Source organism: Rhodocytophaga rosea, assembly GCF_010119975.1.
Lineage (GTDB): Bacteria > Bacteroidota > Bacteroidia > Cytophagales > 172606-1 > Rhodocytophaga > Rhodocytophaga rosea.
The window spans coordinates 5,432,501-5,449,728 of the sequence record NZ_CP048222.1; the positions used below are offsets into that span (position 1 = coordinate 5,432,501).

7 protein-coding genes and 2 rRNA genes (1 of these 9 cut by a window edge) are annotated in these 17,228 nt (G+C 43.0%); 8 read left to right on the plus strand and 1 reads right to left on the minus strand.

Annotation, left to right across the window (positions count from 1 at the left end; translation table 11 throughout):
* The 3 genes from GXP67_RS22550 to GXP67_RS22560 form a co-directional block, all read left to right on the plus strand.
* A 23S ribosomal RNA gene (locus tag GXP67_RS22550) occupies positions 1-2,299 on the plus strand (it extends 561 nt beyond the left edge of the window).
* A gap of 145 nt (positions 2,300-2,444) precedes the next feature.
* A 5S ribosomal RNA gene (gene rrf, locus GXP67_RS22555) occupies positions 2,445-2,556 on the plus strand.
* 255 nt (positions 2,557-2,811) lie between these two features.
* A complete protein-coding gene (locus GXP67_RS22560; RefSeq protein WP_197901551.1) occupies positions 2,812-4,725 on the plus strand; it encodes a CocE/NonD family hydrolase in 1,914 nt (637 codons plus the stop codon).
* Between the two features lie 68 nt (positions 4,726-4,793).
* Here the strand turns inward: GXP67_RS22560 and GXP67_RS22565 are convergent, their stop codons facing one another.
* The gene (locus GXP67_RS22565; protein WP_162445202.1) at positions 4,794-6,866 is read right to left on the minus strand and encodes a hypothetical protein; all 2,073 of its coding nucleotides are present in this window, start codon (positions 6,864-6,866) and stop codon (positions 4,794-4,796) included.
* A gap of 309 nt (positions 6,867-7,175) precedes the next feature.
* Here GXP67_RS22565 and GXP67_RS22570 point away from each other — a divergent pair, with 309 nt between their 5' ends.
* The 5 genes from GXP67_RS22570 (at position 7,176) to GXP67_RS37075 (ending at position 17,197) form a co-directional block, all read left to right on the plus strand.
* On the plus strand, positions 7,176-9,611 hold the full coding sequence (locus tag GXP67_RS22570; RefSeq protein ID WP_162445203.1) for an ABC transporter permease: 2,436 nt from the start codon (positions 7,176-7,178) through the stop codon (positions 9,609-9,611).
* Positions 9,612-9,741: 130 nt separating this feature from the next.
* Positions 9,742-12,177 (plus strand): ABC transporter permease, encoded by a 2,436-nt coding sequence (locus GXP67_RS22575; RefSeq protein ID WP_162445204.1) that lies wholly within the window; start codon positions 9,742-9,744, stop codon positions 12,175-12,177.
* A 146-nt stretch (positions 12,178-12,323) separates the two neighbouring features.
* Complete coding sequence (locus tag GXP67_RS22580) at positions 12,324-14,696, plus strand: ABC transporter permease (RefSeq protein WP_162445205.1); 2,373 nt, start codon at positions 12,324-12,326, stop codon at positions 14,694-14,696.
* Between the two features lie 99 nt (positions 14,697-14,795).
* Complete coding sequence (locus tag GXP67_RS37070) at positions 14,796-15,548, plus strand: ABC transporter permease (protein WP_197901552.1); 753 nt, start codon at positions 14,796-14,798, stop codon at positions 15,546-15,548.
* Between the two features lie 104 nt (positions 15,549-15,652).
* Positions 15,653-17,197, plus strand: coding sequence for an FtsX-like permease family protein (locus GXP67_RS37075; protein ID WP_197901553.1), 1,545 nt, complete (start codon positions 15,653-15,655; stop codon positions 17,195-17,197).
* The last annotated feature ends 31 nt before the right edge of the window (positions 17,198-17,228 follow it).

Consider the following 17,228-nt stretch of genomic DNA (forward strand, 5'->3'; position numbering starts at 1 on the left):
GAGCAGACTTGATCTGTGACGGCGTGCCTTTTGCATAATGAGCCTACGAGTTACTGTTTCTAGCAAGGTTAAGCATTTGAAGATGTGGAGCCGCAGCGAAAGCGAGTCTGAACAGGGCGTATAGTTAGAGGCAGTAGACGCGAAACTTTGTGATCTACCCATGAGCAGGTTGAAGGCGCCGTAACAGGTGCTGGAGGACCGAACCAGTTTCCGTTGAAAAGGATTTGGATGACTTGTGGGTAGGGGTGAAAGGCCAATCAAACTGAGAAATAGCTCGTACTCCCCGAAATGTTTTTAGGAACAGCCTTGTGGAGAGTGTGCTAGAGGTAGAGCTACCGATAGGACTAGGGGGAGTCACATCCTACCAAATCCTGACGAACTCCGAATGCTAGCTACATATACACAGGAGTGAGGGCAAGGGTGCTAAGGTCCTTGTCCGAAAGGGAAACAACCCAGCCCAACAGCTAAGGTCCCAAAATTTCTACTAAGTTGAACAAAGGAAGTCTACCTGCAAAGACAGCCAGGATGTTGGCTTGGAAGCAGCCATTCATTTAAAGAGTGCGTAACAGCTCACTGGTCGAGCGGGTGGGGCATCGATAATAAACGGGCATCAAGTAGAATACCGAAGCTTTGGATTTGTAGTAATACAAGTGGTAGGGGAGCATTCCTGCAGCAGAGAAGCAGAAGGCGGCAAGCCACTGTGGAGCGGCAGGAAAAGCAAATGTAGGCATAAGTAACGATAAGACGGGTGAGAAACCCGTCCACCGCAAGACTGAAGGTTTCCTGATCAACGTTAATCGGATCAGGGTTAGTCGGGGGCTAAGAGGTTAGGGAAACCGAAGCTTCGATGCACAACAGGTTAATATTCCTGTACTCATCTATTGAGTTTAGCTATGACGGAGTAAGATAGAGTCTGCGCACAGACGGAATTGTGCGTTAAAGGCGTTTATGGCGCTGATAGTACCCTAAGGCTTCGGCTGCGGGGATAATGACTCCAAGGAGCTTCCAAGAAAAGTAGCCTAAACAATTGATAGAGGACCCGTACCGCAAACCGACACAGGTAGTCGAGTCGAGTAGACTCAGGTGCTCGAGTGAATCACGGCTAAGGAACTCGGCAAAATAGCCCTGTAACTTCGGGAGAAGGGGCGCTTACTTCTAGCAATAGGAGAAGCCGCAGCGAAAAGGCCCAGGCGACTGTTTAACAAAAACACATGGCTTTGCAAAAACGAAAGTTGACGTATAAGGCCTGACACCTGCCCGGTGCTGGAAGGTTAAGGGGGGATGTTACCGCAAGGGAAGCATTGAACTGAAGCCCCAGTAAACGGCGGCCGTAACTATAACGGTCCTAAGGTAGCGAAATTCCTTGTCGGGTAAGTTCCGACCTGCACGAATGGTGTAACGATCTGGGCGCTGTCTCGGCCGTGAGCTCGGTGAAATTGTAGTAGCGGTGAAGATGCCGCTTACCCGCAACGGGACGGAAAGACCCCGTGCACCTTTACTATAGCTTAACATTGACTTTGGGTAAATCATGTGTAGGATAGGTGGGAGGCAGTGAAGCGGTGTCGCTAGGCATCGCAGAGCCAACGTTGAAATACCACCCTTGATTTACTTAGAGCCTAATCCGGAAACGGAGACATTGTTTGGTGGGTAGTTTGACTGGGGTGGTCGCCTCCAAAAGAGTATCGGAGGCTTTCAAAGGTACCCTCAGTACGCTTGGTAACCGTACATTAGAGTGCAATAGCAGAAGGGTGCTTGACTGTGAGACCAACAAGTCGATCAGGTGCGAAAGCAGGATATAGTGATCCGGTGGTTTCCAAATGGAAGGGCCATCGCTCAAAGGATAAAAGGTACGCCGGGGATAACAGGCTGATCTCCCCCAAGAGCTCACATCGACGGGGAGGTTTGGCACCTCGATGTCGGCTCGTCACATCCTGGGGCTGGAGAAGGTCCCAAGGGTTCGGCTGTTCGCCGATTAAAGTGGCACGCGAGCTGGGTTCAGAACGTCGTGAGACAGTTCGGTCCCTATCTGTTGTGGGCGTAAGAGAATTGAAGAGGCGCTGACCTTAGTACGAGAGGACCGGGTTGGACAGGCCGCTGGTGTATCTGTTGTGGTGCCAACTGCAGTGCAGAGTAGCTATGCCTGGAGCAGATAAGCGCTGAAAGCATCTAAGTGCGAAACTGACCTCAAGATGAGTTCTCTTTATAAGGGTCGTTTGAGACTAAAACGTGGATAGGTGGCAGGTACAAGAGTTGAAAGACTTTCAGCCGAGCCATACTAATTACCCAAACACTTCTTTACCAATGTAGATTACCTATGCTTTCTTTGCTCCAAGTACTTATACTTGCTTTATGACTTACTGTTTTCTCCCCTCTTGTTAATAACATCATTAAGAAATAGTCAGGATTACACTGCTAGAAAAGCAGGACAAAGCTGACAAAAGCCTAATGGTGAGTAAGCACAGGTGTTCACCTCTTCCCATTCCGAACAGAGAAGTTAAGCCCTTGTCGCGCCGATGGTACTGCCTTCACCGGTGGGAGAGTAGGTTCTCGCCAACCCCATTTACTAATCCTCCATCAAAGCCTCCTCTCCCAAGATGAGGCTTTTTTGTTGCTTTAGATAGTATAGATTCTCGCCATTAGATTAACTAAATTTTTTGATATGTAAAGTGCATCAAGTTCAATAATGTCAGAAGTGCTCATGTACTTTGATTCACCTATGCCATTTATCAAAGAAATATGGCTCATTATTTAAATCCTCCTTACTTAATTCAAATTAAAGGCGAAACACTATCTTGCCAAAAATAATTAAGTATGCTGAAGTTAAAATTCTCCTTGTTTCTATTCTTTGCCCTTATTCATGCTTCTTTAGCTCAGGATACACAATGGCCAGTTCTAACGTCACAGCAGAAGCAGGATAGTTTATATTTCATGAAACATTACCGGGTGAGCAAAGAAATGATTCCCATGCGGGATGGTATAAAACTATATACTGAAATTATATCTCCTGTTGAAGCTTCAAAAAATAACCCTTATCCATTTTTAATGGAAAGAACTCCCTATAATGCCTCAACTACACAGTATGACTTGTATCTAGCTCCTTCTTTGGCTAAACTCATGAAGGAAGGATTTATATTCATCAACCAGGATGTTCGTGGAAGATGGCGCTCAGAGGGTGATTTTTCGCATGAACGGCCTCTGGTAGATAACCCCAATAAGAAAAAGCAAAAGCAACCTGATGAAAGTACTGATACTTATGATACGCTGGACTGGCTCCTTAAGCATGTAAAAGGTAATAATGGCAATGCTGGCGTTTATGGTGTATCTTATCCTGGGTTTTACAGTACGGCGGCAGCTTTGAGTAATCATCCTGCTTTAAAGGCCGTTTCTCCTCAAGCTCCGGTTACAGACTGGTTTATAGGCGATGATGTTCACCACAAAGGCGCTTTTTTCTGGTTGGATTTTTTTGACTTTTTGCCCTGGTTCAATCAGGATGAGCCAGATCAGCCAGCTACACGCACTTTTGGCGTGCTGGATAGTAAAAACTGTGATAACTATGATTATTTTCTCCACGAGATCATTACACCGAAACGGGCAAACACAGAGTTTTTTAAAGATAGTATTCCTTTCTGGAAGGATATTCTCGCCCATCCTGATAATGATTCTTACTGGAAAAGCCGTAATCCTCTTTTCCATGCACGTAACCTGAAACCAGCCATTTTAACAGTAGGTGGATGGTACGATGCCGAAGACTTGTATGGCGCATTAGAAACATATAGAGCCATTGAAAAACAAAATCCGCAAACCAATAACCGACTAGTAATGGGTCCCTGGTGCCATGGTTGCTGGTGGGAAGAAGCCAGCTCTTTGGGTGATGTTCATTTTGGTGGCCCTACTGGTGAATACTATATTGATAGTCTGTTTCTGCCATTTATGAATTATTATTTGAAAGGCAAGGGTAATATGCCTCAACCAGCGGAGGCTACCATGTTTGAAACAGGCATGAACCGCTGGCGTAAGTTTGACAAATGGCCTCCTCAGTCCGCAGAAGAGAAAAGCTTGTATTTGTTGCCGGGTGGTAAAATCGGTTTCTCAGCACCTACCACAAACGATTCTTATGATGAATACCTTTCTGACCCAGCCCACCCGGTCCCTTACCAAAGCCATACACACCGGAAACGTACCACCGATTATATGCTCGACGACCAGCGGTTTGCTTCCAGCCGTCCGGATGTATTAACCTTTTCTAGTGAATTACTCTCAGAAGATCTGACACTGGCTGGCCCTATATTGGCAGATATTGTAGCTAGCATTAGTACCACTGATGCAGACTTTGTAGTAAAACTGATAGATGTATATCCACAGGATACGCCTGATACGGTGGCTGCTAAAGACAGTAAAGCTGTTATGGGAGGATATCAGCAACTGGTACGGGCAGAAATACTGAGAGGGCGCTACCGCAACAGCTTTGAAAAGCCAGAAGCCTTCAAGCCAAATGAGGCTACTCCAGTAAAGTTTGAATTACCTGGTTTGTTACATACATTTCGTAAAGGGCACCGTCTGATGGTACAAATTCAAAGCTCCTGGTTTCCATTGGCAGACCGCAATCCACAACAGTTTATCAATATCTATGAAGCTGATCCAAAAGACTATATTAAGTCTACCATCCGGATTTATCATGATGCCCAGCGTAGTTCCAAATTATTAATACATGTTTTACCGAAATAATTTGGCCTTTCAATGATAGAAATAGAGACAAATTTTAAAAATATGATTTGCCTGGGTGAACCGTACTTTTAAAAGAGTTTAGGCAAATATTCAGGGGCATCATTATAGGGTTTTATCTTTCCGGAAGCAATCTCATATAAGTTTTCGTGGGATATACGTGCGGCAGATACCAGCTCGCTGTAAGGCCGGTTGCAAACATCTAAAAAACCAATATTATAATTCTCTCCATCACCCCTGCCCAGTGCAGATTGATCATATAAAGTAAAATAATGAGTGCCTACACACCAGGGATTGGCTGCAGCATCTTCTACATAAATCCGATAGGCTTTTCCTCTGTCTTCCTGGTCTTTTACATGCCCGATACCTGTGGCTGGCAAACCAACATCTAATGCGCCAAAATGGAATTCTCCTATCATCACCGGCAGTTTCAGTATTTCATTGATTTGCTTTACTTCATTGTATGGGATTTTCTCACGGTAACAATTCATGCTGAACACATCAAAATATTTCATTCCTTTTTGCGCCCAGGAAGGAGGAACCGTATGGTAACGTGCACCCAGATTCATGTGATGAGGATCTACTTTCCGGCAGGCATCTGTCAATACCTGAAAGAAGCGGTATACCATACGTTCGCTGAAAACTTCCATATCTTTTAGGGCATTGTCATTTAATTTAGTATTCCAGGTGCCGCTTTCAACCCTTGAAAAAGTAACTGGTGAACTCCAGGCTTGAGACAGGCTTGCCTCTGTGCTGTATTTCTGCTGTAAAAATCTGCTTAATTCTGAACGGGTTTCACTCGCGGAATTGGTATATAACATTCCAACAGCAGGTAATTCAGAAGAAAAACCCCAGGTGGGCTCATTCATTAAAAAGTAGCCGATTAAGGCCGGGTCATCTTTGGTTTCATTTAACTGGGCAGCATATATTTGAGCATCTTTCTCAAAATCGGCGTGGAAAACATCTGGAAAGTCACGGTAAATGCTTTTGGTATTAGATAGGTTAAAGTTAAGTGGGCGTACATAGGGTACTAAAGCTTTTCTGGCAATCTGCCATTCCGACCAGTTACCTACTGTATTAAAACCATACCTGCGTAGTTCTGAAAGGGCAATCTGTGCCCAGTTATCATGCCATTCATCTGGGCCGAAAGTTCTGATAAAATTAGCTGCCAGATAGTTGATCGCTTTTCCGTTATCGGAGAAAATAGCCTTGTAGGGACTATCCGGATCAGGAACCCATTGTAAAGCAGAGGTTAATCCTTCAAAATTAGCCTCTGTATCCACCTGGACGCAATCCAGTCCGGCTGACCAGAATGCATGTCCATCCGGATCTACCAGCCACCAGCGCTGCCCATCGTATTTTTTGCTGAAGAATCCGCTTGCCTCAAACGTTTTTTCCTGCCATCCACCCCACTTAGAAAAGCTTTCCGGCCATTGCTGACGGGGTGAATAATCCAGCTGTTTCTCCAGGCGCTCAGAAACTTCGCTGATGGAGCGGCTTTTTTCAGCCCATTCATGTAAGCGGCTTTGCCCTAATTCATCGAGCAGCGGACCTTGTGGTAATGTTAATTTAGATAATTGTGGTACATCCTCACTGGTAGCAATAAAATCGGTCATACACCACCGGGCTCTTCTTCCTCCGTTCCGGTGTATACTCAAAATCATACGGTCGACTTGTTGTAAGTTAACCCGGTCGCCTAAGCAGAGTGGATTTAGCCAGGCACCTTCCCGGTTCATTTTCCAGCGGTTCTGATCTACCCAACCGGTGCCTAGCCGGATTCTGGCCGAACATTGGTTTAATAATTTGAACTGCAATTTAAAAGCAGGCCCTTTTTCTCCTTCCTGTAAAGCAATAATAAAATTTGTCGTATGTTTTCCATCTAGTAACATATCAGCCGTTATCGTCTGGTATGCGGCCAATGCTCCTTTCTCAAAAGTATATTCAATGCCATCACCAATTTCTTTAGCCTCATACCAAAGTGCATTTTTAATAGGGGTTTTTCCTTTTTGCTGAGATGTGTTTCCGAGTAGCCGGGAAGATTTAAGAATCAGGCCTTTTACGTCTGCAACAAATGGGGTCGGATGATAATATAGTATGCCTGCTGTAGATAAAACAGTATCTCTTAGAAAACGGCGGCGTTTCATGATGGTTTAGAACAAATGAAATAGTAGGTGGTTAAGTTATCATTTTTTTAGCAAACATAGTATGAAATACAAGCAGATGCTGTATGTCCGGAAGTGAACGTAAAAGTGTATCAAAACCGGACAAAACTATAAATAATTTATATGCGAAAATTTATATTACGTTGAAATTCAGTGTATTGTTAAAGTTGCATGGTTTTATCCGATAATTGGCGACAAGGATATTCCTCTCTGTTTATATACTATTCTGTTAACCAATCTAGATAGAGAAAATTAAAGTTTTACTCCGGTAGTTATCTAATGCCACAACTTATGCTGAAAAATTACTTCATCATTTCTTTCCGGAATCTGTTTAGGAATACGGCATTTTCTGTTATTAATATAATAGGATTGGCTGTTGGCATCAGCGCCTGCTTGATTATCTACCTGATTATCCAGTTCGAACTGAGCTTTGATACCTTTCATCCGGACAGAAATCGGATTTACCGGGTATATTCAGAATTTAGCGGTGCTTTTGCGGATAAAAATGCTGGCGTTCCTGCAGCACTTCCTTCTTTTGTGCAGCAACAATTCACAGGTATTGAAAAGATAAGTGCTTTTCATACTTTTTCAGCGAGAGTAGATTTGCTGGAAAAGCAGAAAAACCTTGATGAGCAAACTGATATAGTCCTGGTTCACCCAGATTATTTTGACTTGTTTCCATCGTATGAATGGGTAGCAGGTTCGCCGGAACAGTCTTTACTTGCTCCTTTTCAGGTAGTGTTAACAGAAAGTAAGGCGAAAAAATATTTCAATTCCTCACGTGTAACAGAAATTCTGGGCAAAACCATCCGGTATAATGATTCTCTTGAGGTGAAAGTATCGGGTATTATAAAAGACCTTCAACAGCCAACCGATCTGATTTTTACTGACTTTATATCATTCAATACTATTGGGCAGAGCTGGCTCAAAGAGCGGATAAATACAGAGGATTGGGCAAGTACCAGCAGTAGTTCTCAGTTATTTATTCAATTATCGCCAGGCACTTCGCCGGAAAAAGTGAAGTTGCAATTACGTGAGGCCGAGAAAAAATATCTGGCTTTTAACAAAGATATTTCATGGCAGATTGCTTTTCATTTACAAACTCTGGCAAATATTCATTTTAATCCCGACCTGCGGATATTCGACAGAAACAGGACAGCAGCTCATTTGCCGACTCTACAGATTTTAACTGTTCTGGCTTTATTCTTACTACTCATTGCTGCCATCAACTTTATTAATCTGATTACAGCACAAGCCATCAGACGGGCAAAAGAAGTGGGTATACGTAAAGTACTGGGTAGTACACGTGGCGAACTTATTCAGCAGTTTCTCTGCGAAACACTTGTTGTTACGATGTTTGCCGTTGGTGTGTCGGTAATTATTACAGATTTGTCGCTGATTTATTTCCAGGAATTTATTCCGGATGGGGTCGAATTCCGGCTTACCGATTCGTTTACTGTTCTTTTTCTGCTTATTACAACACTCATTGTAAGCATTTTATCAGGTATCTATCCGGCATTTGTCCTTTCTTCTTTTCCGCCGGTACAGGTGCTTAAAAATCAGATATTTGTAAAGAGTGGCCACACCCGAACGGCTTATCTGCGCAAGAGTCTGATCATTTTCCAGTTTGCATTTGCGCAAATATTAATTGTAGGAACCTTAATCATGAGCTGGCAAATAGACTATATGCTCAATAAAGATATGGGGTTTACAAAAGATGCCATTGTTACCTTTTATACGCCAGGGAACCAGCCGAGCCAGCGTTTTATACTCAAGCAGGAGCTAACGAAGTTTTCGGAGATCAAAGCCATCAGTATGCATGACCAGCCACCTGCCGAAGCTGGGTATAGCAGCAGTATTATCGAATATAATACTGGTAAAGAAATACGCAAGCACAATGTGTACCGCAAATACGGAGATACAGCCTATATACATCTTTATAATATTCCGCTGATTGCCGGAAGAAACTTGCAGGCAAGTGATAGCTTACAAGAGTTTATAATTAATGAAACCTATGCCAGACAACTGGGATTTAAACAGCCTGCGGATGCACTCGGAAAAATATTGCACAATGGGGACAGAGATTATCCCATTGTAGGCATAGTAAAAGATTTTCATATTCAATCGCTGCATAATCCGATTCAGCCGGTAGCTATTGCCAATGAAACGCATAATTTTTTCGCATTCAGCCTGAAATTAGCTACACAAGGTAAACAGGCAAAAGATGTTCAGGCCATCCTGAAAAAGATCAATATGGTCTGGGACAAGCTATATACGAAAGAGAAATTCAGCTATACGTTTATGGATGAATCTATCGCCAGGTTTTATAAATCTGAACAACGCTCTGCCAAACTGGTGACCACAGCTACCGGAGTTGCCATTTTTATTTCCTGCCTGGGCTTATTCGGGTTAGCTACTTATACAGCTCAAACCCGCACCAAGGAAATAGGCATCCGCAAGGTGCTGGGCGCTTCGGTAAGTAATATTGTAGCGCTGCTTTCCAAAGATTTTCTCAAGCTGGTAATACTTGCTAATCTGATCGCCTGGCCAGTTGCCTGGTGGTCGGTGCATGTATGGCTGGAGAGTTTTGCATATCGGATTGATGTGCAACTGCTGTTATTCCTGGGTTCAGGCTTAGTGGCCTTATTTATAGCATTAGCGACGGTGAGCTATCAGGCCATTAAAGCAGCGGTCGCCAACCCGGTAAATAGTTTGAGAAATGAATAAAGTCTGGAACCGCAGATTACATAGATTAAATTGATTAAGAAGATGAAAAAACAGATAAAAATCCTACTCATCTCCTAATCCGATAAATCCATGTTCCAGACCAATAAATAAACCTAACCTTAAACCTTGTATGCTAAAGAATTATTTTAAAACGGCTGTACGGCATCTTGTCAAGCAAAAAGCCTATGCCTTTATCAACGGATTTGGTCTGTCGGTCGGAATTGCTTTTTGCCTGCTCATCCTTACTTTTATTCAGGACGAACTTTCGTTTGACCGTTTTCATACAAAAGCTGACCGCATTTACCGCATACACCGGACCAATCTGGCCGAGCCTGCTACCGGAGAAGAGGAAAAAGGATTTTTTAGCAATCTTAAAAACAGGCATGGAAATAAATTAATCTATCTGCCTATACCCTTAGCCCCACTAATGCAGGAAGAAATTCCTGAAATCAAACAAACAGTCCGGGTGAGGGAAGGACAGGCCATCTTCAGACATGGTGATAAGGTTTTCAACGAGAAACTGCAATATGTTGATAAGAATTTCTTTGACATGTTCTCCTTCCCACTCAAACAAGGAAGCAGCGCTACCGTTTTAAACGATTTATCGAGCCTGGTAATTACTTCGAACCTTGCCCGTAAATTTTTTGGCGAGCAAAATCCTATCGGCAAAACACTGGTGATGCAACAGAAGAAAGGGGAGGAAAAAATATTCACCATTACCGGAGTTTGTGAGGAGGCACCTGGTAATTCCAGTCTTGCTCTTAACATCCTGATTCCTTTCGAGCACGAAGAAAACTACCAGGAAAACAAAAATCAACTCTACAATTATTATAGTACCCTGGTTTTTGCAGAACTGACAGAACATGCCTCAATTAACACTTTCCGGCAACATCTTTCCAGGTTTATCAATACCCATTATGCGGATGAAATCGCACAGATACGAGGCGATAAAAAGCTGGATGCCTCTACACCCATATACCAGTTGGGGTTCACCAATATTGCGGATACCCATTTCGATACTTCGGTCTATTGGAATAAAGTAAGCAATCCGCTGTATACGTATATTTTGTCGGGTATTGCTTTACTTATTTTACTCATTGCCTGCATCAATTACATTTCCCTGTCCATGACCAGCGCTTCTTCCCGCACGCAGGAAATTGGTATTCGCAAAGTGATTGGAGCCAGCCGTAAACAGGTAGCCTGGCAATTATGGATAGAAACACAATTACTGGTGATCGCTGCTGTTATATGTGCTATTCTGCTGGTACATGTTTTTCTGCCGGCTTTCAATTATTTTACTGAGAAACAACTGACTTTCCAATTGCTGAAACAGCCTGTACTAATGGCTGCACTATTAGGACTTACAGTATTGGTGGGCGCTATTGTAGGAGGCTATCCGGCTCTGTTTTTATCCGGTTTTCACCCGATAAAAGTCCTGAAAAGCAACCGCACTTACCGTTTTAATCCGCGTCTTTCTGGTGCACTGGTATTGGTGCAATATACTTTATGTCTGTTTCTGGTGACCAGTTCCATGATTATGTACCGTCAGATGCAATTTATCACCCGCAAAGACTTGGGCTATAATAAAGAGCAGGTACTAGTGGTAAGCAATCACAACAACAAAAATATGGATGTGCTGATGGAGCGCATCAGGCAGTTTGCCGCTGGTAATCCGGATATCGTTTCGGTAAGCTCCACAAGTGGGTCGTTCAGCAAAAATTCTATGGCTTTTTACTTTAATATCCAGGGAGAAAACCTGCCGGTAGATGTGTATATGGTAGACCAGGCATACATTCCGACTTTGGGGATACAACTGCAGGAAGGCCGCAATTTTTCCTCGGAACTACGCAGTGATTCTAATGCGATAATCATCAACGAAACGCTGGCAGCCAGATTGGGTAAAGACGGGAGGGTAGGAGAAATGTCTGAAGCCTTGAGCAGCCGGGTGGTGGGCGTAGTAAAAGATTACCACTATGCTTCCCTGGAAAGTAAAATTGCGCCAATGGCTCTTTTCTACAGGCCAAACAGTGTAGGGTCGGTGCTTGTAAAAATTAAACCAGGACGGATTCCGGAGGCGCTTTCAGCGGTAGAAAACAACTGGAAAACCTTATCCAACGGCCAGCCTTTCGAATATTCTTTTCTCGATGAAGATATTAACAGCCAGTATAAAACCTATCAGCGGTGGATGGGAATGATGGGTGCCTCTACACTATTTGCTATAGGCATTGCCTGCCTGGGTTTATTTGGCCTTTCCGGACTAATGGCTGTTAACCGCACCAAAGAGATTGGCATCCGCAAAGTATTAGGAGCCACATTAACGCATATTTTCTTTTTACTCAACAAAAGCACCGTAAAAATAGCCCTGGTTGCCTTCGTGCTGGCGGTGCCTTTTTCCTGGTATTTAATGAATAAATGGCTCGATGATTTTGCGTACCGCATTAGTATTTCCTGGGAAATATTTGCCGTAGCCGGACTCATCGGAATTCTTACAGCTATAGTTGCGGTAAGTGCGCCGTCTATTAAGGCGGCATTAATGAACCCGGTAAAAAGCCTGCGAAATGAATAAGTGTGTCCGGAACATGGATTTATCAGATTAGGAGATTAGCAGGATTATTTGATTAAGGGACTCTTTAATTATATAAATCCCAATATCCGATAAATCCTGGTTCCAGACATAAAAAAATGAATATTCATAAACCGATAAATATTAATATGCTTCTCAATTATTTCACCACCGCCTGGCGCAACCTAGTAAAAAACAAAGTGTACAGCGCCCTGAATATTTTAGGACTGGCTGCCGGAATGGGTGTTGCCCTGTTAATTGGTTTATGGGTGCATCATGAGTATTCGTATGACCGGTTTCTTCCCAGTTATGAAAGCCTTTTCCAGGTACGACGCAATTATGACAGCAATGGCGATACACTCAATTTTACTACTACTTCACTCAAATTAGCCGATGTGCTGCGGAATGAAGTTCCGGAAATTGAATATGTAGCTGAAAGTGAGTATTTCCGTCCGCATGGATTAAAAGTAGGAGAGAAAAAACTATACATGAATGGGGCTGTGATCGGAAATGATTTTTTCAAAATGTTTGAGTTTCCCCTGATTCAGGGAAATGCCAATACCGTTTTCAGTGATCCCTATTCTATTGTACTGACCGAATCGACAGCCAGAGCTTTATTCGGGAATGAAAATCCAATGGGTAAAACCGTCCGTTTCGATAACGAGAATGATTTAAAAGTAAGCGGAATTGCAAAAGATGTGCCTTCTAATTCTTCTTTGCAATTCAATTTTCTGGTGCCATTTAGTTATTACGATGCAACCAGTAGCCGCATAAAAGAAGCCCGTGCCGGCAGTTTTGGCTGGAATTCCTTCCAGATATTTGTAAAGCTGAAGCCAGGTGTTACGCTCGCACAGGTAGCTTCTAAAATTAAACTAATAGAACATACCGAGAAGGATAATACCAATGCCATGAATTCTTTTGTGGTATTACAGCCGCTGAAAAACTGGCACTTATATGGCAATTATGTGAATGGCAAGGAAACGGAAGGATTTATGGAATATGTACGCATGTTCAGCATTATAGGCCTGTTGGTATTACTGATCGCCTGTATCAATTTTATAAACTTATCTACCGCCCGTTCCTCTACCAGAGCCAGAGAAGTAGGCGTACGTAAGGCAGTAGGTTCGCAGCGGAAAGACCTGATTTTGCAGTTTCTGGTAGAATCGTTTTTACTCACTTTATTGGCTTTTCTGTTTTCCTTGGTGTTCGTAAGCCTGGCATTGCCCTCTTTTAATGCGCTCACCGGGAAAGCTATACACATTCCTTTTAACAGCGCTTTATTCTGGTTGCTTATGTCGGGAGGTGTTATTATCACGGCTTTGCTTGCCGGAAGCCGTCCAGCTTTTTACCTATCCTCATTCAATCCGGTAAAAGTGTTAAAAGGGACTTTTCAGGCAGGGAGAGGTGCCTGGTTATCCCGTAAAATTCTGGTCGTGGCACAGTTTAGCTGTTCTATTGCATTGATCATCAGCACTATTATTATTTACCAGCAAATTCAACATGCGAAAAACGGTCCTACTAGGTATTCACTAAACCGGCTGATGGCAACAGATATAAATGACGATTTAGGCCGTAATTATACAGCGCTTAAAAATGAACTTCTACAGAAAGGCATTGTCGAAAGTATAACAACCGCTTCCAGTCCGGCAACCGATGTCTGGTGGCATTCTGACCTGGACAACTGGTCGCAGAAACAGGCTGGAGAAACGGTTGAAATGGGTGTTATTGTTGTGTCTGATGATTACTTCAAAACTATCGGTATGGCCTTGAAAGAGGGCAGAGATTTTACCAGAGGCAATGATACGACCAGCGCTATTTTTAATGAAGCAGCGATAAAACGGTTGCGTTTAAAAGACCCTGTTGGACAACTGATCACCTTTGATGATAAGCAACTTCATATAGTAGGGGTAGCAAAAGATGCCTTAATGATCTCTCCATTTACGCCAGCTGACCCTACTATCTTCATTTCTCAGCCGCGTTCACAAGGGATTATGATGTACCGATTGTCTCCGAACATTAAAACCAGTGAAGCCATTACGCAACTAACAGCTATATTCAATAAGTATAATCCGTCTTTTCCCTACATATACCAATTCGCCGACCAGGAATATGCAGCTAAGTTTAATCTGGAACTGCTAATCGGAAAGCTGGCAGGTATTTTTGCCTCACTGGCTATCTTTATTTCCTGTCTGGGATTATTTGGTCTGGCGGCGTTTACAGCCCAGCAACGCACCAAAGAAATAGGCATCCGCAAGGTATTAGGCGCTTCTGCGGCTCAACTCTGGCTACTGCTTTCCAAAGATTTTATTTTGCTTGTTGTCCTGAGTTGCGCCATTGCCTCACCGATAGCATTATATCTGTTACAAAACTGGCTGCAAAAATATGACTACCGCATCCGTATAGGCCCTAGTGTGTTTGTACTGGCTACTGCCATAGGGATTCTGATTACCCTCATTACGGTAAGTTATCAGGCGATTAAAGCGGCCTTAGCCAATCCGGTGAAAAGCCTCAGAAATGAATAAACTACAATCTGAATTGATTATTCAGATGCAACCATTCATATATTCTGATAATCCTTTGATCTGTGTAATCCAGGTTCCAGATAATAAACATAAAATGATATGCTAAAAAATTATATAACTGTTGCCTTGAGAAATATAAGCCGGCATAAAGGCTATACCTTCTTAAATGTTTCCGGGCTGGCCGTAGGCATTGCCTCCTGCATCATCATCTTTTTCTTTATCCGGAATGAACTAAGCTATGACACCTACCACCAGGATGCCGACCGCATTTACAGAGTAGCCATAGATATCCGGGGCAAGGCAGACAACCGGATGTTTGCACAGACTTCGGCTCCACTGGTGCATGCCTTGAAAAAAGATTTTCCACAGGTAGAAGAGGCTGTTCAATTGTGGCGGTGGAACAGCCTGCTGGTAAAATACGGGGAGGAAAAGAGCTTTTATGAAGATAATTTTTTCCTCACTACGCCTGAAGTTTTCAATGTATTTACCATTCCTCTTCTGAAAGGTGATGCCAGAACTGCCCTAAGCCGCCCTTCGACAGTAGTAATTGCCGAAGAAACTGCCCGTAAATACTTTGGCAAAGAAGATCCCATTGGAAAGACGCTGAAAGTGAATGATGCAGCCTATGAAGTAACAGGCGTGATGGCAAAATTAACTGACAACAGCCATCTGAAATTCAATATACTTACCTCATTAGCTACCCTGGAAAAAGAAAAATGGTACCAGGAAACAGCCTCAAACTGGTTTTCTACGATGTTTCTTACCTATATAAAAGTAATAGAAAACGTAGATATGGCTCAGTTCAATAAGCAGATTGCAACAGCAGCTAATTCATATGTAGGGGCCAGCTAAAAGAATGGGGTACAGCCTTTGTTTATTTTCTTCAGCCAGTAAAAGACATTCATCTGCATTCTAACCTGAGCGGTGAGGCAGAAGTACCTGGAAATGCTATTAATGTGTATATTCTTTCCGTGGTAGGTATTCTGATTATACTCATCGCTTCCTTAAACTATATCAATCTTACCACCGCACAAGCTGCTAACCGGGCCAAAGAAGTGGGCGTTCGTAAAGTGGTAGGCGCTTCCAGAATGCCATTGATCTTTCAGTTTGTTTCCGAGTCTTTATTACAAACGGTATCTGCATTGATTCTGGCTGCAGGTATCATGTATATAGTCCGTCCTTTATTTGAACAGCTATCTGGAATAAGCATCGATCTGGCTCAGGTCATCTCACCTCAGTTTGTAGGAAGCCTTATTGGCATTACTTTTATAGTAGGCGTAATGGCGGCTATATATCCGGCTCTGTTCCTGTCGTCTTTCCGACCTATATCTGTACTCAAAGGAAAAATCAGTATGGGCGCAAAAGGAAGCACCTTGCGTAAGGTGCTGGTGGTATGCCAGTTTAGTATTTCCCTGATGCTTATGGTAGGCACTATTATGGTGTACCGGCAACTCAACTTTATGAAAGATCAGAACCTGGGTTTTTCTAAAGAACAGGTAGTCGTACTTCCGGTTAGGGGTGGGGCTTCCATCCGGGAGAATTATGAAGTGATTAAGAGTGAATTTAAAAATCATACTTCTATTACAGATGCTGCTGCTTCTGCCAGTGTACCAGGGAGAAGAGTTGAGAATTTTGCCGTTTCACTGCTGGGAGAAGCCGACGATAAAGGCCAGTCTATGTACTACCTGTTTGTAGATTTTGACTTTCTGAAGCTATACAATATTGGTACGGTTGCTGGTCGGGCATTTGATAAAAACATTATCACAGATGCCGAAAATGCGTTTATGATCAATGAAACGGCATTAAAAGCCTTCGGCTGGGTTTTACCGGAAGAAGCGATCGGTAAAAAGCTGGGTGCCGGTTTTGGCCGTAATGGCGAAATTATTGGGGTATATAAAGATTTTCATTACCGTTCCCTGCAAGCACCCATTGAACCGCTTATCATGGCCGTAAATGTAGACAGGCTCAATCATATCAGCTTAAAAGTGCAAACCAAAGACTTGCCAGCTACGATGGCTTTTGTGGAAAAAAAGTGGCAGGAGTTGTTTCCAAACCATCCCTATGAATATTTCTTCCTGGACGAAGAGTTCAATAAACAATATGCGGCTGATGAAAAAATTGGCCGGACTTTCCTTGTATTTACCAGCATAGCCATTTGTGTCGCTTGCCTGGGTTTATTTGGCTTAGCTACTTTCACAGCCGAGCAGCGAACCAAAGAAATCGGCGTACGCAAGGTATTAGGGGCTTCTGCCTCCAATATTGTATTGCTGCTTTCTACCGATTTTACTAAGCTTGTACTCATCGCTTTTCTGATTGCTACGCCAGTATCGTATGTGCTAATTAATAAATGGTTGGAAAATTTTGCCTCCAGAATTGAAGTAGGGTGGGATGCTTTTATTATAGCCGGCATTCTGGTATTTATTATTGCTTTACTCACTGTAAGTTATCAGTCCCTCAAAGCTGCCCTGATGAATCCGGTAAAAAGTTTAAGAAATGAATAAAAATGGTCTGAACCAAGATTTATTGGATGTT

Coding starts and splice junctions, on each gene's coding strand:
- GXP67_RS22560 (WP_197901551.1), top strand. CDS start 2,812: ATGCTGAAGTTAAAATTCTCCTTGTTTCTATTCTTTGCCCTTATTCAT.
- GXP67_RS22565 (WP_162445202.1), bottom strand. CDS start 6,866: ATGAAACGCCGCCGTTTTCTAAGAGATACTGTTTTATCTACAGCAGGC.
- GXP67_RS22570 (WP_162445203.1), top strand. CDS start 7,176: ATGCTGAAAAATTACTTCATCATTTCTTTCCGGAATCTGTTTAGGAAT.
- GXP67_RS22575 (WP_162445204.1), top strand. CDS start 9,742: ATGCTAAAGAATTATTTTAAAACGGCTGTACGGCATCTTGTCAAGCAA.
- GXP67_RS22580 (WP_162445205.1), top strand. CDS start 12,324: ATGCTTCTCAATTATTTCACCACCGCCTGGCGCAACCTAGTAAAAAAC.
- GXP67_RS37070 (WP_197901552.1), top strand. CDS start 14,796: ATGCTAAAAAATTATATAACTGTTGCCTTGAGAAATATAAGCCGGCAT.